The sequence below is a fragment of the Pseudomonadales bacterium genome (assembly GCA_041395945.1).
Taxonomy (GTDB): Bacteria; Pseudomonadota; Gammaproteobacteria; order Pseudomonadales; family Azotimanducaceae; genus SZUA-309.
Genome location: JAWKZN010000001.1, coordinates 286,547 through 309,968 on the forward strand (window position 1 = coordinate 286,547; position 23,422 = coordinate 309,968).

Below are 23,422 nucleotides of genomic sequence, written 5' to 3' on the forward strand. Positions count from 1 at the left end.
GATTGTGCTACTCAGCTGCCCAGGGTCCGTTTGAAATAGGCTTTGAGGCGCTGCCACGCATCCAGCGCCGCCGACCTGTTGGTATCCGGATCCCGATCGACGTGCAGCCAGAAACCGTGGTTCACACCATCGTAGATGTGCACGTCGTTTTCGACCCCGGCCGCGCGCAGGGCGGCTACGAAGGCATCGACATCCTCCACCGGTATGCCCTGGTCATTGCGGGCAAAGGTTCCGTATATCTCGTGATGGATGTGCTGCATCTGCTCCGGATCATTCAGCAGCCGGCCGTAAAAAATAGCAGTTGCATCGTGGCTGTCGCTGCCCAGTGCGAAGGTCAGCGCCACGCCACCGCCATAACACCAGCCCACCGTGGCCACCTTGCCGGTCGTGTCTTCCCGTGCCTGCAGAAACTTCACGGCAGACTCCAGGTTGTCGATGAGGGCCTGGGGATTTGCGAGGGTTTCCCGCACCAGCGCCATATTTTCCTGAGGATTGCTGCCCGTTCGACCGCTGTACAGATCCGCGGCCAGGGCTACATAGCCTTCCGCGGCCAGCGCGTCCGCCGTCTCCTTGACCCGTTGCACCAGACCATTCCATTCGTGAATCAGGATGACCGCCCCGTGCGGACCGGGCGCATCCGGTACGGCAAGGTAGCCGACTGCGGCGGGATCGGCCTCATGATAGACCGCGTCACTTCCGGCCAGCGCAGGTGCCTGGCCGAGGATGGCAGGCGGCAGCGCATCGTCGGCGGTGGGTGCAAAAGGGACTTCTGCCAGGGCCAGACTGCCTGTGAGGCTCAGCAGCCAGATCAGAAGGTTTTTCATGGCGGAATCCTTGAGTGTGTCGATGATCGGCGTGTGCTGAGCATACCGTACTGGGTTGGCCGGGAAACAACCTCCGGCTGCGGAATAAACAGCGCATTCGGACGCTCACCCGGCACTGCGGTTATCATCCACCCGGTCGATGGAATTCTGCGGAGCATGCATCACCAGTGGATTCGATACTCATCATCACAACCGGGGGCACCATCGATAAGGTGTATTTCGATGCGAAAAGTGACTACGAGGTGGGCGACAGTGTGATTGCCCGCCTGCTAGCCCAGGCCCACGTGCGGCAACCTTTCGACGTGGTCAACCTGCTCCGCAAAGACAGTCTGGAGATGACGGACGCGGACCGGCAGCTGGTGCGGGCCACCGTGCTGGCAAGAGACGAAGACCGGGTGGTGATCACCCACGGCACCGACACCATGACCACCACGGCTGCTGCACTTTCCGGTATTACCGGTAAAACCATCGTGCTGACGGGTTCTCTCGCCCCGGCGCGATTTGCTGAGAGTGACGCTGTCTTCAATGTCGGCATGGCTTTCGGGGCTGTCCAGACGTTGCCGGCAGGCGTATATGTGGTGATGAACGGCCAGGTGTTCCCGGCGGATCGGGTGCGCAAAGACCGGGATCAGAATGCCTTCGTACCTGTCTGAGTCCGGGAGAAATCAGGAGAAGCCGACATGACCTATGAGCTGTTGATCCGAAACGCCGTTGTGGTGGATGGTTCCGGCGGCGCCCGCTATTCGGCAGATGTCGCTGTACAGGATGGTCGTATTGCGGCGATTGGCCGGATACGGGAGCAGGCAGACAAGGTGATCGACGCAGACGGCCGGGTGGTGGCGCCCGGTTTCGTGGACGGACACACCCACATGGATGCCCAGGTGTTCTGGGATCCAATCGGCTCCTGCTCGAGCTACCATGGGGTGACCACCGCAGTGATGGGTAACTGTGGCTTTACCCTGGCGCCCTGCGCGGAAGCCCAGGCGGATCTGGTGTTCCGGAATCTGGAGCGTGCTGAGGATCTCTCCCGGGACGCGATGCTGGCAGGCATCCGCTGGAACTGGGAGACCTTTCCCCAGTTTCTCGACGCGGTAGACGCGCTGCCGAAAGGCATCAATTACGCCGGCTATATCGGTCACTCCGCCCTGCGTACCTATGTGATGGGTGAGCGGGCATTCTCAGACAAAGCAACGGACGCGGATCTGCAGGCGATGTCGCGGCAGGTCAGAGAGGCGGTCGGCGCCGGTGCCATCGGTTTTTCCACCTCCCGCACCTTCAACCACACCACCGCCGATGACCGGCCGGTGGCCAGCCGGGTGGCGGACTGGGCCGAGGTCGAGGCGATCGTCTGCGCCATGGGCGAGACGGGAAAAGGCATATTCGAGATTGCCGGTGAAGCACCGGGGCGTGATCCGGATAAAATCCGCGAATACCATGAGCGGCTCAAGCAACTGGCGCTGAAATCGGGTGTTACCCAGACCTGGGGCATGTTCAGCGTGCGGGCTGCTCCCGAACTGTGGCGGCCTTATTTTGACCTGCTCGATGAAACCGCAGCGGCCGGGGGGAGAATGCACGCCCAGGTGCACAGTCGGGCGTTGAACGTACTGCTGTCATTCAAAAGCCACACGCCCTTCGATAGATGGGATGTCTGGAAGGACATCCGCGCACTGCCCCTGGCAGCCCAGAAGGTGAAACTGCGGGACCCGGCCATCAGGGCCAGGCTGATCGAGGTGGCAAGCCGTCCCTATACCGGCCCGCGGGTGGTGGGCGCTGAAGCGCGCCCGCCTCAGTGGGACTGGGTGTATCCGATGGCGGACATGAACTACGACCAGCCGAGCATGGCGGAGCTGGCCAAGGCTCGCGGTGTGCATCCGGTGGAACTCATGATCGATCTGGCTTTAGAACACGATTTCGACATTTTCTTCCGGCAACCGATTGCCAACGAAGACCAGGATCATGTGCTGGAGATGATGAAGCACCCGCGGTCGCTGCTGACCTTCTCGGATTCCGGAGCCCATGTGGCGCAGATCATGGACAGCTCCCTGCAGACCCATCTGCTCAGTTACTGGGTACGCGAGTGCCAGGCCTTCAGCCTGGAAGCGGCGGTGCGCAAGATCACCTATGACACCGCCACGCTCTGGGGCTTCCACGACAGAGGGCTGATCCGTCGGGGCATGGCGGCGGATCTGGTGATTTTCGATCCGGACACCGTGGGTGCGAGGTTGCCTGAGGTCGTGCACGACCTGCCCGCCGGTGCTAAGCGGCTGAAGCAGACGGCCGAGGGTATGCATCAGGTGATCGTCAACGGCGAGGTGCTGCTCGAGGACAACGTACACAGTGGAGCGACGCCGGGTCGGCTGCTGCGGTCCTGAGCAGACAGCCGGTTTTTGATTTGATTTCGCAAGGGCCGGGAAGCAAACTGCGCGGCTTCCAGTAGTCGATCTGAGCGCCCGTAGCTCAATTGGGTAAGAGCCGGTCGGGCGCAGCCCGAGGCGAACCACGGGTTCGCCAGGCGATTACGCCCGCGCATGGAAGGGCGGGCTGGTGTTGAATAGTTGCACACTGCATCGCCAGGGACGGCATGGAAGTACAATTTTCTGAGCGCCCGTAGCTCAATTGGATAGAGCACCAGGCTTCGAACCTGGGGGTTCGGGGTTCGAGTCCCTGCGGGCGCGCCATCACTCATGTTTCAAATAGTTGTGGTTTTTGGATGTGGTCATGGTTTGGCTGGTTCTCGCTGTCCGTGGCGCGTTCTTGCCGTCCGTGGCGCGTTCTCGCTGTCCGTGGCGCGTTCTCGCCGTCCGTGGCGCGAGGGATTCAGCTCGACTGGCCCCAGGGCCGGCGTCCTTGCCGGCCCGTCCTCGCCTGACGGAGCGGTGCTCCGTCCCGGGTCCTTCGGACCCGACCGGCTCGGACCCCTGGCGCTTCCGGGATTGGGCGTGCTGCAGCGCCGTGATAGGCTTCCCGCCCTGAAAAGAACCGCCCACACCCTGCGCTTGAGGAAATCATGTCGAGTCAGTTTCATTCCGTGGAAGACGCCCTCACGGCCATCCGGATGGGTGAGATGGTGGTGGTTGTCGACGATGACGATCGGGAGAACGAGGGCGACCTGATCATGGCGGCGAGCAAGGCGACACCGGAGAAAGTCGCCTTCATGATCCGCCACACCAGCGGCATTCTGTGCACCCCGATTCTCGAAGAGCAGGCGTCACGGCTGCGGCTGGATCCCATGGTGGCGCGCAACGACGCACCCATGAGTACCGCATTCACGGTTTCCATCGACTACCGGGAGGGGCTGACCACAGGTATCTCGGCAGACGAGCGCGCGGCGACGGTACAGGCTCTGACGAACAGCAATGTCGGCGCCTCGGATTTTGTCCGCCCCGGCCACATTTTTCCATTGATAGCCCGGCGCGGCGGTGTGCTGGTTCGGTCGGGACACACCGAGGCGGGTATCGACCTCGCCACCCTCGCGGGGTGCCCGCCGGTCGGACTGCTGGCCGAGCTGGTCAACGATGACGGCACCGTGCAGCGACTGCCCCAGCTGATCGAGTTCGCCGCCGCACACAAGCTGAAGATCATCTCCATAGCCGATCTCATCGCCTACCGACAGCGACGCGAGCAGCTGGTGGAGCGGACGATGGAGTTCGAGGTGCAGACCCGCATCGGCAAGGCGCGGGCGGTGGCCTACAAGACCCGTTTCGAAGACGCAGAACACCTTGCACTGATTTTCGGTGATACGACGGGTTCGGTGCCGGTGCGCATCCATCGGGAAAAGCTGCTGGACGATATTTTCGGCCCCCAGTCCGGACACGCCCGCAGTCTGCTGGATGTGTCCCTGGACCGAATCGAGTCTCTTGGGAGCGGGGTGCTGATTTACCTGCGTTCCGGCTTTGTTGGAGTGCCCATGGAATCTCTGGCCGGCCAGAGCAAGGAAGACACCCGCAAGGCGGAGTGGCTTGAGATCGGCGTGGGAGCCCAGATCCTGCGCGATCTGGGTTTGACCCGCATACGGCTGATCGCCGGTCGGGAAGTGGACTATGTGGGAGTGGAAGGTTTCGGCCTGACCCTGGAATCCACCGAGCTGCTGCACGACTGATCCCTGGCCCGCTAGCGCCGATAATGAAAGCCGGACAGCTTCGCACCCTCACCGACGTAGATGATGCGGATGTCCCGGGTCCGCTTGTGGCAGCCGCGGCAGCGCAGACGCATTCGGACCGCGGCAATCGGTGTGGTACCGCCGATCTGCTCACACAGTGCGGGCAGGTCGACCGCTTCCATGCGCTGACAGTCGCTGCACACGGCATACAGCTGAAAGGCGACCAGCAGATCTGAAAGTACGTTCATACTGTATTTATATACAGTAAAGCCGGCGAGGGGAAGTCTGTGAACAGACCGATCGCAATCACCATGGGTGATCCCGCCGGGATCGGTTCCGAGGTGCTGGCGAAAGTCCTGGCGAAAGTCCTGGCATCGAACACAGGCGCTGCACCCCTGACGCTGATCGGCCCGGGCTGGGCGCTCGATGCGGGTGCGGCTGCGGCCGGGGTCGGCCTGCCGGACCTGCCCCGCATCACCACCCCGGGAGAACAACGCACCCCCGTCGCTCTGGTGGATCTGGGTGAGCGCCCGGCAGGATTCCGTTTCGGCGAAATTAACGCTCAGTGCGGAGAACTGGCAGTGCGTGCCGTGGAGCAGGCCGCCGGCTGGTGTCTGTCCGGGGAGGCGGCCGGCATGGTCACCTGTCCGATCAACAAGGCCGCCATTCATGCCGCCGGCTATGTGCACGATATCGGCCATCAGGAGATCCTCGCGCGGCTGTGCGGAGTGCAGTGGACGGCCACCATGCTGATGACACCGGGCTTGAAGGTGGTGCATCTGTCTACCCATAAGTCGCTGATCGAAGCCGCCCGCTATGTCACCCGGGACAACGTGCTCGAAAAGCTGCGCCTGATGGCCGACACCCTGGCGGGCTGGGGCATGCCATCACCGCGCATCGCCGTGGCCGCACTCAATCCCCACGGTGGCGAGTCGGGCCTGCTCGGCCGGGAAGAAATCGATGAGCTCATGCCTGCGGTTGCCCGGGCGAGACAGGCGGGTCTGCAGGTCAGCGGGCCGATTCCAGCGGACTCGGTGTTCAATCGCGCCATTGCCGGTGAGTTTGATGTGGTGCTTGCTCTGTATCACGACCAGGGCCATATCGCGATCAAGGTCCATGACTTCCATCGCAGCACCACGGCAACGCTCGGGATTCCCTTCGTACGCACCTCGGTGGATCACGGCACGGCGTTCGACATTGCCGGTAGAGGCATTGCCGATCCGCGCGGGCTCGCGGCGGCGATCATGGCTGCCCGGGCCCTGGTGGCCGGTAAATTGGGCGATCTTTAGATCCTGATCATATGCACCACACCCCGCGGCGCGGTCTGCGCCTTGCGTGGCTTCCGCCGGGTGGGGCAAACTCACCCGTTCATCGACAGGAGCTCACTATGAAAGCCGCCGTATTCCGCGAAGTGAACAAGCCCATGGAGATCGAAGAGATCTCGGTATCCAAGCCCGGTCCGAGGGAGGTGCTGATCCGTACCGCGGCGGCCGGTGTCTGTCACAGTGACCTGCACTTTTTCAACGGTACCTATCCCGGCGTCACGCCGATGGTACTCGGGCACGAGAGCGCCGGCGTGGTCGAAGCTGTGGGCTCGGACGTGCACTACGTGAAACCGGGCGATCACGTCATCACCTGCCTGTCCGTGTTCTGCGGACACTGCGAATTCTGCCTGACAGGTCACATGTCACTGTGTCAGGAACCCGAAACAAAACGCGCAGCGGATGCAGAGCCCCGCATCAGCCAGAAAGGTGCGGTGATGGGGCAGTTCGCCAACCTCGGCTCTTTTGCTGAATACATGCTGGTGCATGAGCATGCGGTCGCCAAAATCCGGGATGACATGCCACTTGATCGAGCGGCGCTGATCGGTTGTGGGGTTACCACCGGGGTTGGCGCGGTCATACACACAGCGAAGGTCGAGCCGGGTGCCACGGTGGCGGTGATCGGTTGTGGGGGCGTGGGTCTGTCCTGTATCAACGGTGCTGCGATTGCCGGTGCGAGCCGGGTAATTGCCGTCGACCGGGTTGCATCCAAACTCGAACTCGCGCGCAAGTTCGGTGCGACCGATGTGGTGAACGCCGGCGAGGTCGACGCAATCGCAGCGGTGAAGGAACTGACCGGTGGCGGTGTGCATTACTCTTTCGAGGCCATCGGTCTGAAGGTCACGGCGGAGCAGGCCTTCAACATGCTGCGCAACGGTGGCACGGCAACCGTGATCGGCATGATTCCACCTGGCCATATGGTCAGCCTGCACGGTCCGGACTTCCTCTTCGAAAAGAAGATCCAGGGCTCCTTCATGGGTTCGAACCGCTTCCGTGTGGATATGCCGCGTTATGTTGAGCTCTATCTGCAGGGCAAGCTGCATCTGGACGATATGGTGTCGGGTCACATCAAGCTCGGGGACATCAACGATGCCTTCAAGCAGCTCGAGACCGGAGAGGTCGCGCGCAACGTAATCATGTTCAACTGACATGCGCTGGCTTTCGTTTTCACACAGGGGCAAGGCCAGCTTCGGCTACCTTACCCGGGATGGGCAGGGGGTGGTCGACGTTGGTCAGCGTGCGGGGCTTGCGGATCTGAAGGTGGCCATTGCCACCGGGGACGTCGCTCGGGGTGCGGCGCACGGCGACAGCGCCGATGTGCCACTGAACGCCATCAGCTATCTGCCCACTATCCCCAATCCGGACAAGATTCTCTGTGTGGGCCTGAACTACAGGGATCACCAGGCCGAGACCGGCCGGGGCGGGGAACCTTTCCCGACGATATTTGCCCGTTTTGCCGGTGCGCAGATGGGACACGAGCAGCCCATGCTGCGTCCCCATGAGTCAAAGACACTGGATTTCGAAGGTGAGATCGCCATGGTGATCGGCAAGGCGGGGCGTCGTATCAGTCGGAGTGACGCCCTCGGACACGTGGCCGGATTCGGTATCTACAACGATGGCAGTGTGCGTGAATTCCAGCGTCATACCTCCCAGTTCACGCCTGGAAAGAACTTCACCAGCACCGGTGGTTTTGGTCCCTGGATGATGACGCCGGAGGAGATTGGCGATCTGGATGCTCTGGAGATCACCACCCGGCTCAACGGTACAGTGATGCAGCATGCGACGGCCGATCTGCTCGTTTTCGGTTTCGCACAGCTGATCGAGTACTGCTCGACTTTCATCGAACTGGTGCCTGGCGATGTGATTGTCACAGGCACTCCGGGCGGGGTAGGTGCAGCCCGCAAGCCACCAGTGTTCATGGACGAAGGCGACGTAATCGAAGTCGAGGTGAAGCCCATCGGCACCTTGCGCAACACCGTCAGCGTCGGCTGATCGGCGCATGAAATTCGGCGTTGGGCAACCGGTGCCGCGGAAGGAGGACCCGCGTCTGGTAACGGGCGGCGGTGTTTTCACCGACGATGTGAGTCTGCCGGATCAGCTTTATCTCGCGATCTTCCGTTCGCCTTATGCCCATGGCCGTATTCGTACACTGAACACCACGGCAGCGCGGACACATGCTGACGTGGTGCGGGTATACACTGCGGCGGATCTGGCCGAACTCGGCAGTCTGCCGTGCCGGGCCGTGCTGAAGGATCGCGACGGCAAGCCCTGTTTCATACCAAGACGTCCGGTGCTTGCTGAAGAACGGGTGCGCTTTGCGGGTGAAGCCGTTGCCGCGGTGGTTGCGCGCAGCCGCAGCGCCGCCCGGGATGCTGCCGAGCTGATCGAGTTCGACGTGGACGATCTGGTGCCGGTGGTGGATCCGGGCCGTGCGCTGGATCCGGATGCCGCGGTTCTGCATGAGGCCTGTGGAACCAACCTGGCGATTCATTTTGAACAGGGTGACACACAGGCGTATGACGCCGCGCACGCAGGCGCCGCTCACCTCGTAGCCGTGAACGTCATCAACAACCGGGTTGTTCCCAGCCCGCTGGAACCACGCTGCTGCGTGGGCAGCTACCATGACGGGGTTTATACCCTCTATAACCCGAGCCAGGGCGCCGTAGCGCAGCAGGTGGTGCTGGCGAAAGCGGTACTCAAGGTGCCTCTGGACCGGGTCAGGGTGATTTCCGGTGATACCGGCGGTGGCTTCGGTATCCGTGGCGAAGTGCATCCAGAGGCCGTGCTCTGTCTGTTCGCCGCACGGGAGCTCGGCGCCCCGGTAAAATGGACGGGTGATCGCTCGGAAATGTTTCTTACCGACTCCCACGGCCGCGATAATCTGACAAAGGGCACGCTGGTGCTGGATGCACAGGCAAGAATTCTCGGACTGAAGATCGAAACCCTTGCCAACCTCGGCGCCTACTGCTCGGCGGTCGGCCCCCTCGTGCCGACTATGGCGGGTGGCCGGGTGACCGGCACCGTCTATCGGATTCCGGCGCTGTATCAGTCCGTGAAGTGTCTGTTCACGAATACCATGCCGGTCGCCGCATACCGCGGCGCAGGTCGTCCGGAAGCCTGTTACATCATGGAGCGTCTGCTCGACGAAGCGGCGCGAGTCACCGGACTCGATCGCGCAGAGATCCGTCGGCGCAATTTCATTACACCGGCTGACCTGCCGTATCGCATGCACTCCGGGGTCACCATCGCCAGTGGCGAATTCGAAAAAACCATGGCGATGGCACTCGAACGGGCAGACTGGGCGGGTTTCGGGGCGCGCAGGGAAGAATCAGCAGGGCGGGGCCGATTGCGTGGCATCGGACTCGGCTATTACGTGGAGTCCTCGGGTGGCGGTCCCGAGGAGGAAGCCCGCATCATCCTGCACGAAGATGGCTCAGCAGATGTGGTGGTAGGCACCTATGCCCACGGTCAGGGCCACGACACCGCATTCTCCCAGATACTCCACGACACCCTGGGGCTGGATTTTGACCAGATCCGACTGATCCAGGGGGATACCCGGCTTGTGAAGTTCGGAGGCGGTACCGGCGGTTCCCGATCCTCTCAGATGGGCGGCATCGCGGTGCGTCGTGCCGCTCTGGCGGTGGCCGGTCAGGGGGCGCCGATTGCCGCCGAGCTGCTGCAGAGTCCGGTGGCGAACGTGGAGTTCGAAGGTGGCGTCTACCGCAGCAGTGGAACCTCAGCGCGAGTCAGTCTTGCCGACGTCGCCCGGGCGGCACTGCAGCCCCAGTTCGGTGGCACGGGCCTCGATCAGACACTGCGTTACAACCGGGGTGGTGGTTACACGTTTCCGAATGGCTGCCATGTCGCCGAAGTCGAAATCGATCCGGACACCGGGGTGACCGAAGTGGTCGCCTACACCGCGGTGGACGATTGCGGGCGGGTGATCAATCCGCTGCTCGCCGCCGGGCAGGTACATGGCGGGGTGGTGCAGGGGGTGGGTCAGGCCCTGCATGAAGCCGCGCTGTACAACCCGGACGGGCAACTGGTGACAGGCAGTTTCATGGACTACGGCATACCAAGGGCTTCCGATATCCCTGATATTGCGGTGAGCTTCCATGAGGTGCTCGATCCCAATAATGAACTGGGTGTGAAAGGAATCGGTGAAGGCGGCGCATGCGGCGCACCGCCCGCGGTGTTCAGCGCGGTGGCGGATGCGCTGGGGGCGGCGGCGCGAGGTCTCGATATGCCGCTGTCACCCGAGCGGATCTGGCGGGCGCTGCAGCGATCCCGGTGAGAGATGGGGAATAGCCCCGAGGATCGCCGCGGCGATTCGAGGGAAACGGCACGCCTGATGTGGACGCAGCCCGCTGCCGGGATCTGACGCTCAGCCGCCGCTCACCCCTTCTGCCCCGGGCCGTCCCACAGTACCCGACACCATATCCCGCGCTTCCCGTGTTGACTGCTGAGTCGGCTTGCGCCCGCGGGTGATATTGAATGGCTCGGTGTCGATGTCTTCGAGTTCGACTTCGCCGGCGAGCACAGCCGCTTTCCAGGCATCCTGCTGTGGCTGCATGGCGTGGAACTCGGGCATCACTTCCTGTGCAAACAGCTCGAGGCTCGCACAGATGTCCTCATGGGTGTTCTTACCGGCCTGGTTGAGCAGGATCACCTGGTCGACATGGGCATCGGCAAGTTCCCGCAACCGTGCGCGGATGGTGTCCGGTGAGCCGATGAGTTCGCTGCCGCTGCGCTGCTGACCGGCGGGCGTCTGTTTCCACTCCTGGTAGCGGTCCCAGAAGTTCACGCTGCCCGGCTCGAAGGGACCCTCCTTGCCGTAGAGCTGCAGAGCAAACTGGAAGAACGTCCAGCCATCCGCCTTGGCCCAGGCTTCCTCGTCGGTCTGCGCACACATGAAGCCGCCGACCACGGCGATGTTCGGGTTGGTCTGGTAGTCGGTGAGTTTTTCCAGGTGACGCAGATAGGTGTTGTAGTAGGCGTGCACCCAGGCCCGGGCAGAATCCAGATTCACGAACTTGAAACACAGCGAGCCCATGCCGCGATGGGCCGCGTACTTGATGGTGTCGAGCTGGGAGCAGGCCACCCACAGCGGCGGATGCGGCTTCTGGTAGGGCTTTGGAATCACGGCGCGCAGCGGGAACTTGAAATACTCGCCGTCGTATTCCCAGCCGTGGTTGTAGAACATCGGCAGCACACAGCGCACCGCGTCTTCCCACACCTCCCGCTTGTCGCGGAACTTCAGATTGAAGGGATGTAATTCGGTCACCGAAGCACCTTCACCCAGGCCCAGATCCACCCGGCCGTCCGAAATCAGATCCAGTGTGGAGACCTTCTCGGCGACCCGGGCGGGATGGTTGGTGGTGAGCTGAATGATGCCGTGGCCGAGGCGGATGTTTTTCGTACGCTGGCTGGCCGCAGCGAGGAAGACTTCCGGTGCGGAGGAGTGGGAGTACTCCTCGAGAAAATGGTGCTCCACTTCCCAGGCGTAGTCGAAACCCAGCCTGTCGGCGAGCTCGATCTGATCCAGGGACTGCTTGAACAGCCGGTGTTCGCTGGTCTCATCCCAGCCCCGTGGCAACTGGTGCTCATAGAAAATGCCGAACTTCATCGTGCCGCTCCCCCGAAAATACCTGTGTCGGGAGTTTGGCACAGAGCATTGCGGGGGTGCCAGCCGGAGAGCCTGCCGGGATTGGTCATGTCGACTCCTTTGGCATACCCAGTGGAATATGCGCCCAGACCCGCTCATGCAGATAGAAAATCGCGATCTTGCCGAACAGTTCGATCACGCCGATCTGCAGCGCAGCGCTGATGTCGCCTACGATCAGCCAGGCCACACCGATGGTGGTGAGCGTCCCCAGGATGCGATAGGAAACCCCCTTCACCAGACTCCGGATGCGGGATTCGATCACGATGACGCTCATGCCGGTGGACCTCTGAAGGGATAGTCGATGATTGTCGAAGCGGAAGGCCGGCAAGCTAGCAGAGCCCGATTTGAGCGTCCACAAACCCCCGGCTATAACCTCAGCACGCCGGGTGCTGAACCGGGCATCGAGTTGACTCGACAGGATGGGCTCCGGATAGTCATCCTGATCCCAGGCCGGTTGGCGGTGGGGATATCGACGGACAGGCCAGCAGACAGATTGGTCAGTAGACAGACAGACACAAGAACAGCCAGACACAAAAAGTGAGGGAATGGATGTCGGAAACTCAAGCTGCCGGGTTCAGCGGCGCAGATCTGATTGCACAGGGACTCGCCGCCTACGGGGTAGAGCATGTGTTCGCCATCGTCAGTATTCACAACATGCCGATCCTCGATGCCATCAATCGGCTCGGCCGCACGGCCATCATCGATGTGCGTCATGAACAGGCGGGGACCCATGCCGCGGACGGTTATGCCCGGGCTTCCGGCAAGGTCGGTGTGATGATCGCCAGCACCGGGCCGGGGACCACAAACACCGTCACCGGGCTCTACGAAGCGAAGTACGCGTCTTCCCCGGTACTGGTGATCACCGGGCAGGCAGAAACTGGTTTTTACGGCAAAGGACTTTCGTATGTGCATGAGGCGGAGAACCAGGTAGCCATGCTTCGAACCGTGGCCCGGTGCGTGGAGAGTCCGCGGCATGTTGCGGAACTCGGGGCGTCCTTCATCCGTGTGATTCGGGACATGCGCAGCGGCCGCCCGGCACCGGGAGCGCTGGAGATACCCATCGATCTGCAGTACGCGCTGTGCCCGCAGATGGGGTTTCCCGATCTGGACCTGCCGGTCTTTGCACCGGAGGCGGCCGCGCTGCAGCGCAGTGTCGAAAAGATTGCCAGTGCACGGCGCAGAGTGATTGTAGCCGGGGGTGGGGTCATCGCGGCCGGGGCCAGTGCGGAACTCACCCGTCTGGCCGAAAAACTCGATGCGCCGGTGCTCACCACGGTGGATGGTCGCGGATCCATTCCCGAGGACCATCCGCTGTGTCTCGGCAACTTCTACGGCAGCGCGGGCATGCAGCAGACCATCCGGGACGCGGACCTGACCCTGGCCATCGGCACCAAATTCGCAGTCGGAGTGGACGGCACCGGCGCACGCCAGACACCGCCGGGAGAACTCCTGCAGGTTGACATCGATCCCGCCATCATCGGCCGCACCCACAGGGCCACCGGACTGGTGGCCGACGCACGTCTCGCCCTGCAGGGCATACTCGATGGCCTGACGGATGCCTCGGGCAACGATGCCCAGTTCAACCAGGCGGTGTGGAATGGCCGGGATGGCCTGCGCCGCGCGATGCGCAAGCGTCTGGGTCCGGACTTCGAACGGATCATGGACCTTCTGCGCGAACGCCTGCCCCGGGATGGCCTGTGGGTACGGGACTCGACCATCGCCGCCTACAACTTCGGCAATCAGCTCTTTCCGGTGTATGAACCCCGCACTTCGATCAATCCCTCTTCCGGCGCCATCGGCCCGGGTCTGCCCTTTGCGCTGGGTGCGGTGGTGGCTACGGGTAAGCGCGGCGTACTGGTCAATGGCGACGGTGGTTTCCTGTTCCATGCAACGGAGCTTGCGACTGCCGCGCAATACAGACTGCCCCTGGTGGTCTGTGTATTCAACGATGGCGGTTACGGCGTGCTGCGCTGGCTGCAGGACACCCGCTTCGGTCGCATCAACGAAACCGATCTGGGCACCATGGATTTCGCCACCATGGCGCAGAGCATGGGTGTCCCCGGTGTGCGGGTCGGCGATCTCGATGCCTTTTCCACCGCCCTCGATCAGGGCATGAGCACAGACGGGCCGTTTCTGATCGATGTGGACATGACCCGTTTCGCACCAATGGAGATCTCAATCATGCCGAAGCAAGCCAAAGGCCCGGCGTCGGGTAAGCGCTGATGAGCGGAGAGGGCCACTACGGATTTCAGCTGTCTGACGAACTGCTGATGCTGCGGGATCAGGTGCGTCGTTTCATGCGTGAGCAGGTGAAGCCGATCGAAGACAGGCTGCCCCACGATGCCACGGGCTGTTCCCTGGAGGATCGAACACGTCTGCGCGGCCTCGCCGAGGCCATGGGGCTTACCCGCCTAACCGTGCCTGAGGAATATGGCGGCAATCCGGTCAGTGCGATGGCCCGGGTAATCATCGCCGAGGAATCCGCCAAATGCCGCCTCGGTGCCTATGCGCCCGCACTGGGCGCTTTTGGCGGCGGTCCCCCGAACATCATCTGGGGCGGTACCCCGGCGCAGATCGAGCGTTATGGTCTGCCCTGCGTCGAGGGCGGCATGCGCGCCTACGTGGCAATTACTGAGCCGACCGGTGGTTCGGATCCGCGCAACAACATCAGCACCCGGGCAGTAAAGAAGGGCGGGAGCTGGTTCCTCAGTGGCCGCAAGATGTGGATCACTGGAGCAAAGGGTGCGGACTACGGCATCATTTTCGCGCGCACCTCGGATGGTGGTGACGGTGCACCCCCACAGATCACGGCTTTCATTGTCGAACCCGGTTTTCCGGGCATCGAGTTCAACGAAATCGGTGTGATCCGTGCGCTGTCACCCTACGAGATCGTGCTCGATCAATGCGAGGTGCCGGAGGAGAATGTGCTGGGCCCGGTGGGCCAGGGATTTGGTGTTGCCCAGCAGTGGCTGGTGGATGCCCGGATACCCTATGCGGCCGGGTGCATCGGCATCGCCCAGGAAGCCCTGGATATGGTCTGTGGCTGGGTCAAACAGCGTCCGACCCGGGACGGCGTGCTGGCTGACAAACAGGCCCTGCAGTGGATGATTGCCGACTCCGAGGTCGAACTGCGCGCCGCGCGCCTGCTGGTGTATGACGCGGCCTCCAAAGTAGATGCAGGCCAGACGGCCAAGGTGGATGCCTCGATCTGCAAACTTTACGGAACCGAAACAGCGGGCCGGGTGGTCGATCGGGCGATACAGATGTTTGGCGGTATGGGTGTGGCCAGAGAGATGCCACTCGAGCGCTGGTATCGTGAGCTGCGGGTGAAGCGCATCGGCGAAGGCCCTTCGGAAGTCCACCGCATGGTAATTGCCCGTGACAAGCTGCGGCACACGGATGGAGGCATGTACTTTGGTTGAACACTCTCCCCGTCCGCGGGCGTCGAATACCCGTCGTGGTGGCATCCGCCTGTTCCGCATTTTTGACATAGAGATCCGCCTGGATCTGAGTGTGGTGATCATCTTCGGGCTGATCGTCTACAGTCTGGCCAGCGGGGTATTCCCGGCGTGGCATCCGGACTGGCCGGTATCCACCGTCTGGGTCACCGCATTTGCCGCGGGTGTGCTGTTTTTCGTGTCGCTGCTCGCTCATGAGCTGTCACATTCGCTGGTTGCCAGACGCTACGGCATCCGGGTACCCCGGATCACACTGTTCCTCTTCGGCGGCATGGCAGAAATTGAGAGCGAAGCCCGTACGCCATCCGCAGAGTTTGCCATCGCCATCGCAGGTCCCCTGATGAGTATGGCGATCGCTCTGGCCTGTTCTGCCCTCGCTGCCAGCGCGTTTGGTGACGACGGTATTGATATGCTGGTGCGAAGTCCTGAAGAGGGCATGCAGCAGGCGAGTCCGGTCATCACCGCGGCGGTGTGGCTCGGTTCGGTCAATTTCATGCTGGCCATCTTCAACATGGTGCCCGGCTTTCCGCTGGATGGGGGGCGGGTATTCCGTGCGCTCCTCTGGCGACTGACCGGAGATCAGCTGCTGGCCACCCGTTATGCAGCAACCGCCGGTCGGCTCTTCGGCTGGGCCATCATGATGCTGGGGCTTTGGAATCTGTTTGCACTGCAGTCACTCGGCGGCATGTGGATGATCCTGATCGGCTGGTTCATCAGCCACCTGGCCGCGATGAGTTACTCCCAGGCGCTGACACAGCGCGTGCTTGCACCGCTCTCGGTGGCAGATCTGATGCGCACCCGGTTCGATGTGGTGACACCGGATCTCCGGGTGGCTGATTTCGTTGAAGACTGCCTTCTGCGCAGCAGTCAATTATTGTGGCCGGTGGTGGTTGAGGGTCGTTGTGTGGGCATCCTGTCACTGGCCGAAGTCATGGCGCTTCCAGCAGAGCGCCGGGCGGATGCTAAGGTGCAGGAGATCATGGTACCCATCGCGGATGCCGATGTGCTGATGCCGGATATGGATGCGACCCGGGCCACCAGCCTGCTCACCGCCGCGGGCGAACGGCCCCTGGCCGTCCTCCGTGACGGGCAGGTGGTCGGTCTTTTGCGCAGTGCGGATCTGCTCAGATGGATGATGCTGCACGACGAAACAGCGGACTCGGGCTAGAGTTAGGGAGGCGGACCGCGGATTGTCGCCGCAACACAGGGACTGTATGGACACGTTGACCAAGACTGAGAGCTATCTCGAGCGGTTGGACAATCGAATTGCGATCCGGGTAACCGAGTCCGAATACCAGGCCGCCGGCCGTTTTGCCAGGCTGTTCTGGTCCCAGGTGCAGGCGGAGGATCTGCAGGATCGGGACGTGGACGACGACGCCGGGCTCTGCATCGAAAGCTGGCGGGCATTCAAGTCACGAGCTGCCGGTGATGTGCAGATCATAATCCGTAATCCGGTCCGCTCCAGGGATGGCTGGCAGTCGCGACACACGGTCGTGCAGGTTATGGGGCCGGACATGCCGTTTTCCGTGGACTCGGTGCTCATGGCCCTGTCCCACGATGGTCTGGTGACCCATCTGCTCAACAATGTGGTGTTCGGAGTCGAGCGCAACGAAGGCGGCGTCATCGAATCGCTGACCCTTGAGCGAACGGGTCACCGGGAACTGCTGATCCACGCGGAAATAGACCGGGTGGCAGACAAGGATCTGGCCGAGCTCCGAAGTCGACTCGACGCCACCCTAGCCGATCTGCAGGCGGCAGTCGGCGACTACCAGCCAATGAAGGTACGACTTGCGGCCATCGTCGACGAGCTCGGTACCATGGGCGGGTCTCTCCCCGCGGAGCAGCTCCGTGAGGCACTGGATTTCCTGCAATGGCTGAGCAAGGACAACTTCACTTTCCTGGGTTTCCGGGAATTCGATTACCGGAATGACACCATCGCGCAGGTTGGTGAACCCCTGGGTATTCTGAAACACCGATCGCGAGCCACTGAGCGGCGGATATCCGGGCAACCGGAGGCGACCCGGAAGTTTCTGCTCGAGCCGCGGCTGCTGGCGTTCTCGAAAAGCGGTACGAAATCCCGCGTGCACCGTCCTGCCTATCCGGACTATGTGGGCATCAAACGCTTCGATGACAGCGGTAATGTCATCGGCGAACGGGGATTCCTCGGGCTCTACACTTCCCGCGTTTATATGGAGCACCCCTCCCGCATACCCGTGGTACAGCGCAAGATCCGCAATGTACAGGAGCGCTCCGGATTTGATCCTGGTGGCTTTGATGGCAAGGTGCTGGCACAGATTCTCTCTACCTATCCCAGGGACGAACTCTTCCAGATCAGTGAAAATGAGCTCCTGGAAACGGCCGTGGCGATCACCCATTTTCATGAGCGTCGCAAGCTCAGGGTTTTCTTCCGCTGGGAGAACTACGGACTGTTTGTGAACTGCCTCGTTTACATGCCCCGGGACCTGTTCAATACCAGATCCAGGATGCTGGTCGAAGAACTGCTCGTGGATGCCTTCGATGCAGTGGACTCCGAGTACGACATTCTGCTGTCGGAATCCATTCTGGTACGGCTGCAGATCATTCTGCGCATTCGTCCCGGCTCCCGTGCGCAGATCGATCGCCTCGCCCTCGAAGCACAGATCGGCGAGCTGATCAGTGACTGGAGCTCGGAATTCAACAGTGCGCTTCTGTCGGCATTCGGTGAAACAGAAGGCCGTCGGCTGCAGGTCGAATACGCGAACGCCTTCCCCGCCGGCTACCGGGAACACCATGCCGCAAAATTTGCGGCAGACGATGTGGCCAATGTCGAATCACTGGGTGAGCAGAACAGTCTCATGACCCGCTTTCATCGTCTTCCGGAAGACAGCGATGAGACTCTGCGGCTGAAGATATTTCATCTGGGTGAACCACTGCCGCTTTCAGACATGATCCCAAAGCTGGAAAACATGGGCCTGCGGGTGATCGGCGAACATGCCTACCGGGTTGTACGATCTTCTCAGGCCGCGGTCTCGATTCATGATTTCGTGCTGCGCTACACAGGTGAGATCGATCTCACCGCCGGCGGGCGCCTGTTCGAGGAAGCCTTTGTGCGGGTGTGGCGGGGTCAGGCAGAGGATGATGGGTTCAACCGTCTGGTGCTGGGCGCCGGTCTGGGCTGGCGGCAGGTGGGCGTGCTGCGCACCTTTGCACGTTACATGAAACAGATCCGTTTCGGCTTCGGTCAGGATTTCATCAGTACCACTCTGGACAAACACCGGGCATTGAGCCGGCTGCTGTTCGACTATTTTGAGACCCGCTTTGCAGTGTCGGAATCTGCGCGGGCAGATGCAGTGGTCGCAGAAACTTCGGTCGCAGATGCTGAAGCCGGCCCGGCAGCGGCAGTGGAGGCTGAGATTCTGGCTGCTCTGGAGCAGGTCGACGTGCTCAACGAAGACCGGGTCATGCGCCGAATTCTCGAGCTGATGAAAGCGACCAAGCGTACCAACTACTATCAGCTCGAAGCGGATCAGCCGAAACCGTACCTGTCGATCAAGCTGAAGCCGGCCGAAGTTTCTGCCATGCCGAAGCCCATGCCGTTGTACGAGGTGTTTGTGTGTGCGCCTTACTTCGAAGGGGTGCACCTGCGCGGTGGACCGATCGCCCGGGGAGGTCTGCGCTGGTCTGATCGGCTGGAGGATTACCGCACGGAAGTACTGGGGCTGGTGAAAGCCCAGATCGTGAAGAATGGTGTGATCGTGCCCACCGGTGCCAAAGGCGGCTTCGTATTGAAGCCGGTGCGGGGTGGCACACCGCGGGATGTGGTGGATTGTTACCGGCAGTTCATCAGCGGTCTGCTCGATATCACCGACAACTTCGTGCAGGGAGAGCTGGTGCCGCCGCCGCGGGTACGCCGCTACGATGGTGACGACCCTTACCTGGTGGTTGCTGCGGATAAAGGTACGGCGACTTTCTCGGACCATGCCAATGAGATATCTGCACGCTATGGTTTCTGGCTGGGCGACGCTTTTGCATCCGGTGGATCAAACGGTTACGACCACAAGAAGATGGGCATCACCGCAAAAGGCGGCTGGGTATCCGTACAGCGGCATTTTGCGGAACGTGGTATCGATGTACAGAACGACCCGATCACCGTGATCGGCATCGGTGATATGAGCGGTGACGTATTCGGCAACGGCATGCTGCTGTCGAAATCCATCAAGCTCGTGGCCGCATTCAATCATCTGAACATCTTCATCGATCCGGATCCGGATCCGGCTGTGTCTTTCGCAGAACGGGAGCGGCTCTTCGCGCTGCCGAAGTCGAGCTGGGGCGACTATGACAGGTCGCTGATTTCAGCGGGTGGCGGGGTGTTTCCCCGGCACCTCAAGTCCATCAAGATCAGTCCGCAGATGCAGGAGCGCTTTGCGATCGAAGCAGACAGGATGGCACCGGATGAACTCATCAATGCGCTGCTGAAGTCGCCGGTGCAGCTCATCTGGAATGGCGGTATTGGCACCTATGTGAAAGCTCACTTCGAAACCCATACCGATGTCGGCGACAGGGCTAACGACCATCTGCGAGTCGATGCCAGAGAACTGCGCGCAATCGCGTTCGGTGAAGGCGGTAATCTCGGCATGACCCAGCGCGCGCGAATTGAATTCAGTCTCGCGGGCGGTGCTGTGAACACCGACTTCATTGACAATTCTGCGGGTGTGGATTGTTCAGACCATGAAGTGAATATCAAGATTCTGCTCAATGAAGTGGTTGCACGCCAGGACATGACACTCAAGCAGCGCAATACACTGCTCGGTTCCATGACCGATGCGGTCGCTGAACTGGTGCTGACCAACAACCGGAATCAGGCGCGAACGCTCAGCCTCGCCTCCCGGCATGCGCAGCATCGGGCCTCCGAGTATCAGCGTTTCATCACCCGTATGGAGACAGCCAGTGGTCTGGACCGGGCGCTTGAGTATCTGCCCACAGATGAGGAACTCATCGAACGGGTGGGCCTCGGAAGGGGTCTGACGCGGCCTGAGCTCGCCGTGCTGCTGGCTTACTCGAAGATTCATCTGAAGAACACGCTCAGTGCTGCCGGTGTGCACCGGGATCCGACGATCGCGCGGGAGGCGCTGCGTGCGTTTCCGGAGGCGCTTGTTGCCGGTCACGAAGCAGCCATACTGCAGCATCGGCTGCTGCCGGAAATCGTCGCCAGTCAGCTCGCAAATGCCATCGTCGACAGCATGGGCATCACGTTTGCCGCGCATCTCATGGAATATGTCGGCGGCAAGTCGGATGCGGTGGCCAAGGCTTATCTCGCTTTCTCGGAAAGCTTTGGCTTGCGTGAGTGGATGGACGCTGTGGCTGCTGCTTCCAGCACCAGCGAAAACATCCGCCTCGATCTCATGCTTGAGATTTCCCGCCTCGGCCGCAGCGCGACCCGGTGGATCCTGCGACATCACCGGGATCTCTCCAGCGTGGGGGAATTCGTGGAGAGATATCGCTCACGAACCGCGGAACTGATCGAGAACCGCCATATGTTCATGAGCGACATCCAGTCCCAGGACTGGAGCCAGGCGGTTGCAGAGCTGGTTGCCGAGAGTGTGCCGGAACCCCTTGCCCGACATACGGCCCGGGCCGTACGCCTGTCGGACGCGCTGCCCATCATCGACGCTGCGGATCAGACCGGTGCGCCGGCGGGGGATGTGGCGAAGGTCTACGTGGAACTGTCCCAGACGCTGGGTCTCGACTGGCTCAGTGAACAGCTTGCAGCGCTGTCTTCCACCAGTCACTGGCAGGCCATGGAGCGCGACGCACTGCTCGATGATGTGAAGACCCAGCAGGGCGTTCTGGCAGGTCGTGTACTGACTGATAGCGGCGGCAGCGTGTCGGACTGGATTGTCTCCCAGGAGCGATTTGCCGGCGACTGGCGCGCGGTTATGGCGGATGCGCAGCATGCCTCAGTCCAGGAATTTTCCATGTACGCGATGACCTGCCGAAAACTCGGAGATCTGTGTCGGTCCCTGCGCTAGCAGCCTGTTGAAAAAGTCTTGAAAGCTCAGAGGCTCCGGCGCGCGGTCGTGTCGACTCAGGCGCTGAACTTCAATCCTTCGAATCTGCCGTCTTCGCGCCACTGTTTCAGCAGTTCGAAAAAGCGGATCGAGCCACCGCCATAGGGCGCGGACTGCTGAGCGTTCGGATTCGGCTGACCTTCGTTGTTGTAGTAGCCGGGTGTACAACCCGGACCACCGAGTCCGCCCAGAGGGCCACCCTCGAAACCGAGGATCGTCTGCACCCACGCATCCTCCGCTTCCCTGATCACCTCTACCCGGGTCAATCCCTTCGACAGCGCAGTCGCGATGATGTGTGCCTGGTGTACGGCGGTTTCGTCGAGCAGGTGGGGGAAGTTGGCAGTGAAACCACCCTGGGAGGTATTCATGATGAACAGATTCGGGAAACCGTGGGCGCCCATGCCGTGCAGGGTGCGGGTGCCGTCGCGCCAGTGGTCGCTGAGGGTCTTACCCTCCCGTCCGATGACATCGTAGCCGGAGCGACGGGTATAGCTGGTGCCTACCTCGAAGCCGGTGCCGTAGATGATGCAGTCCACTTCGTATTCGACACCATTGACCACCAGCCCCTTTTCGGTGATGCGTTCCACCCCTCTGCCGTCGGTGTCCACCAGCGTTACGTTGGGGCGGTTGAAAGTCGGCAGGAAGTCGTCGTTGAAGGTCGGGCGTTTGCAGAACATCTGATAGTAGGGCTTCAGTTTTTCCGCCACTTCCGGATCCTCCACGAGGGCGTCCACCCTGGCCCGGATCTCCTCCATTTTTTCGAAGTTGGCCATCTCCATCATCTCAGGGACCGTCATGTTGCTCTGACCCTGGGATTTCTGGAACTGATGGACGATCTTGCCGATAAGGTCTGTCCAGCCATCCGCCACCAGATCCTTTTCCTGGGGTACACCGGACACCAGTGCGTTGAAGTTCTCCATTCTGGCCTTCTGCCAGCCGGGCTGCAGACTGCTCGCCCACTCGGGGTCAGTGGGCGTGTTGCCGCGCACGTCCACTGAGGAAGGGGTGCGCTGGAAGACATAAAGCTGTTGCGCAGCTTCTCCCAGGAAGGGCACACACTGAATGGCGGTTGCGCCGGTGCCGATGATGGCAACACGTTTATCGTGCAGTTTGTCTAGTCCGCCGTCCGGTCCGCCGCCCGTGTACGCATAGTCCCAGCGGCTGGTGTGGAAGGTGTGGCCTTTGAATTCTCTGATGCCGGGAATGCCGGGCAGTTTCGGACGATGCAGGGGACCGTTGGCCATTGCAACGAAACGCGCGCGAATGGCGTCACCCCGGCTGGTCGAGACTGTCCAGCGGGCGGCCGCATCGTCCCAGGTCAGGCCCGTGACTTCGGTCTGGAAGAGCGCGCCTTTGTAAAGATCGTAGTGCTCGCCGATGCGTGCACTGTGGGCCAGGATTTCCCTGGCGTAGGAATACTTTTCCTTAGGCACGTAGCCGAGTTCCTCCAGCAGCGGCAGATAGCAGTAGGACTCGATGTCACACTGGGCACCGGGATAGCGGTTCCAGTACCAGGTACCACCGAAATCACCCCCTTTTTCGATGATGCGGATGTCCTCGATGCCCGCATCCCGCAGTCGTGCGCCTGCCTGCAGACCGCCGAAGCCTCCGCCGATAAGGACTACGTCGACTTCGTCCGTCACCGGCTCACGCGCGATCTTTTCGCCGATGTAGGGGTCTTCGAGGTAGCGGGCGTATTCACCAGTCATTTCCAGGTACTGCTGATTGCCGTCGGCACGCAGACGCTTGTCGCGTTCAATGCGATAGCGCTCGCGCAATGCGTCGGGGTCGAAGGGCAGGGTTTTTCCGGGTGATACGACTGTCTCGCTCATCAGTGCGGGTCCTCTTGCGTTCGCTGAACGGGTTACGGCGCCAGAGTGGCGTCGAGGATCCCGGCGCGGGTCGCTTCCGGGCGGGGGCAGTGGCCGGGGCCGGATTTTTTCCCGGTGGAAAGGCTCAGAACGGGCTTCGGCATCGCTGAATACTGAATCATGTTTCAAAATGTTA

16 protein-coding genes and 1 tRNA gene are annotated in these 23,422 nt (G+C 61.6%); 12 read left to right on the forward strand and 5 right to left on the reverse strand.

The genetic code is table 11. The features are described from left to right. Positions 1–11: 11 nt before the first annotated feature. A complete protein-coding gene (locus R3E82_01360) occupies positions 12–824 on the reverse strand; it encodes a dienelactone hydrolase family protein (protein ID MEZ5549515.1) in 813 nt (270 codons plus the stop codon). Positions 825–991: 167 nt separating this feature from the next. Between R3E82_01360 and R3E82_01365 the strand changes: the two genes are divergently transcribed. The 4 genes from R3E82_01365 to ribB all read left to right on the forward strand — a co-directional run bounded on the left by R3E82_01365 (position 992) and on the right by ribB (position 4,923). Continuing rightward, the gene (locus tag R3E82_01365; protein ID MEZ5549516.1) at positions 992–1,477 is read left to right on the forward strand and encodes an asparaginase domain-containing protein; all 486 of its coding nucleotides are present in this window, start codon (positions 992–994) and stop codon (positions 1,475–1,477) included. Positions 1,478–1,504: 27 nt separating this feature from the next. Further along, entirely contained in the window at positions 1,505–3,196 is a 1,692-nt protein-coding gene (locus R3E82_01370) for an amidohydrolase family protein (protein MEZ5549517.1), read from the forward strand. Between the two features lie 229 nt (positions 3,197–3,425). After that, positions 3,426–3,502 (forward strand) — tRNA-Arg (locus tag R3E82_01375). A 329-nt stretch (positions 3,503–3,831) separates the two neighbouring features. Then, positions 3,832–4,923, forward strand: coding sequence for a 3,4-dihydroxy-2-butanone-4-phosphate synthase (ribB, locus tag R3E82_01380; protein ID MEZ5549518.1), 1,092 nt, complete (start codon positions 3,832–3,834; stop codon positions 4,921–4,923). A gap of 11 nt (positions 4,924–4,934) precedes the next feature. On the opposite strand, the gene R3E82_01385 is transcribed toward ribB, so the two are convergent. Beyond that, positions 4,935–5,171, reverse strand: coding sequence for a hypothetical protein (locus R3E82_01385; protein MEZ5549519.1), 237 nt, complete (start codon positions 5,169–5,171; stop codon positions 4,935–4,937). 39 nt (positions 5,172–5,210) lie between these two features. Here R3E82_01385 and pdxA point away from each other — a divergent pair, with 39 nt between their 5' ends. The 4 genes from pdxA (at position 5,211) to R3E82_01405 (ending at position 10,539) form a co-directional block, all read left to right on the forward strand. Next, positions 5,211–6,212 (forward strand): 4-hydroxythreonine-4-phosphate dehydrogenase PdxA, encoded by a 1,002-nt coding sequence (pdxA, locus tag R3E82_01390; GenBank protein ID MEZ5549520.1) that lies wholly within the window; start codon positions 5,211–5,213, stop codon positions 6,210–6,212. Positions 6,213–6,310: 98 nt separating this feature from the next. After that, positions 6,311–7,393, forward strand: coding sequence for a Zn-dependent alcohol dehydrogenase (locus tag R3E82_01395; GenBank protein ID MEZ5549521.1), 1,083 nt, complete (start codon positions 6,311–6,313; stop codon positions 7,391–7,393). Between the two features lies 1 nt (position 7,394). Further along, complete coding sequence (locus tag R3E82_01400; GenBank protein MEZ5549522.1) at positions 7,395–8,237, forward strand: fumarylacetoacetate hydrolase family protein; 843 nt, start codon at positions 7,395–7,397, stop codon at positions 8,235–8,237. 7 nt (positions 8,238–8,244) lie between these two features. Continuing rightward, positions 8,245–10,539, forward strand: a complete 2,295-nt coding sequence (locus R3E82_01405) for a xanthine dehydrogenase family protein molybdopterin-binding subunit (protein ID MEZ5549523.1) — start codon at positions 8,245–8,247, stop codon at positions 10,537–10,539. Positions 10,540–10,629: 90 nt separating this feature from the next. Here R3E82_01405 and R3E82_01410 read toward each other — a convergent pair whose 3' ends face one another. Together R3E82_01410 and R3E82_01415 are read right to left on the reverse strand one after the other, a co-directional pair. Continuing rightward, positions 10,630–11,871, reverse strand: a complete 1,242-nt coding sequence (locus tag R3E82_01410) for an LLM class flavin-dependent oxidoreductase (protein MEZ5549524.1) — start codon at positions 11,869–11,871, stop codon at positions 10,630–10,632. Positions 11,872–11,956: 85 nt separating this feature from the next. Beyond that, on the reverse strand, positions 11,957–12,184 hold the full coding sequence (locus tag R3E82_01415) for a DUF2061 domain-containing protein (protein MEZ5549525.1): 228 nt from the start codon (positions 12,182–12,184) through the stop codon (positions 11,957–11,959). Positions 12,185–12,459: 275 nt separating this feature from the next. Between R3E82_01415 and R3E82_01420 the strand changes: the two genes are divergently transcribed. Genes R3E82_01420 through R3E82_01435 form a run of 4 tightly spaced genes read left to right on the forward strand, consistent with a single transcriptional unit; the run spans position 12,460 to position 21,376 of the window. Next, the gene (locus tag R3E82_01420; protein MEZ5549526.1) at positions 12,460–14,133 is read left to right on the forward strand and encodes a thiamine pyrophosphate-binding protein; all 1,674 of its coding nucleotides are present in this window, start codon (positions 12,460–12,462) and stop codon (positions 14,131–14,133) included. Beyond that, a complete protein-coding gene (locus R3E82_01425; protein ID MEZ5549527.1) occupies positions 14,133–15,332 on the forward strand; it encodes an acyl-CoA dehydrogenase family protein in 1,200 nt (399 codons plus the stop codon). The genes R3E82_01420 and R3E82_01425 overlap by 1 nt, the downstream gene beginning before the upstream one ends. Beyond that, positions 15,325–16,536, forward strand: a complete 1,212-nt coding sequence (locus R3E82_01430) for a site-2 protease family protein (GenBank protein MEZ5549528.1) — start codon at positions 15,325–15,327, stop codon at positions 16,534–16,536. The genes R3E82_01425 and R3E82_01430 overlap by 8 nt, the downstream gene beginning before the upstream one ends. Before the next feature lie 55 nt (positions 16,537–16,591). Further along, positions 16,592–21,376: an NAD-glutamate dehydrogenase gene (locus R3E82_01435; protein MEZ5549529.1), complete on the forward strand. Its 4,785-nt coding sequence runs from the start codon at positions 16,592–16,594 to the stop codon at positions 21,374–21,376. Between the two features lie 56 nt (positions 21,377–21,432). On the opposite strand, the gene R3E82_01440 is transcribed toward R3E82_01435, so the two are convergent. Then, positions 21,433–23,247 carry an NAD(P)/FAD-dependent oxidoreductase gene (locus tag R3E82_01440; GenBank protein MEZ5549530.1) on the reverse strand — a complete coding sequence of 605 codons (1,815 nt, stop codon included), beginning with the start codon at positions 23,245–23,247 and terminating at the stop codon, positions 21,433–21,435. Positions 23,248–23,422 lie beyond the last annotated feature (175 nt).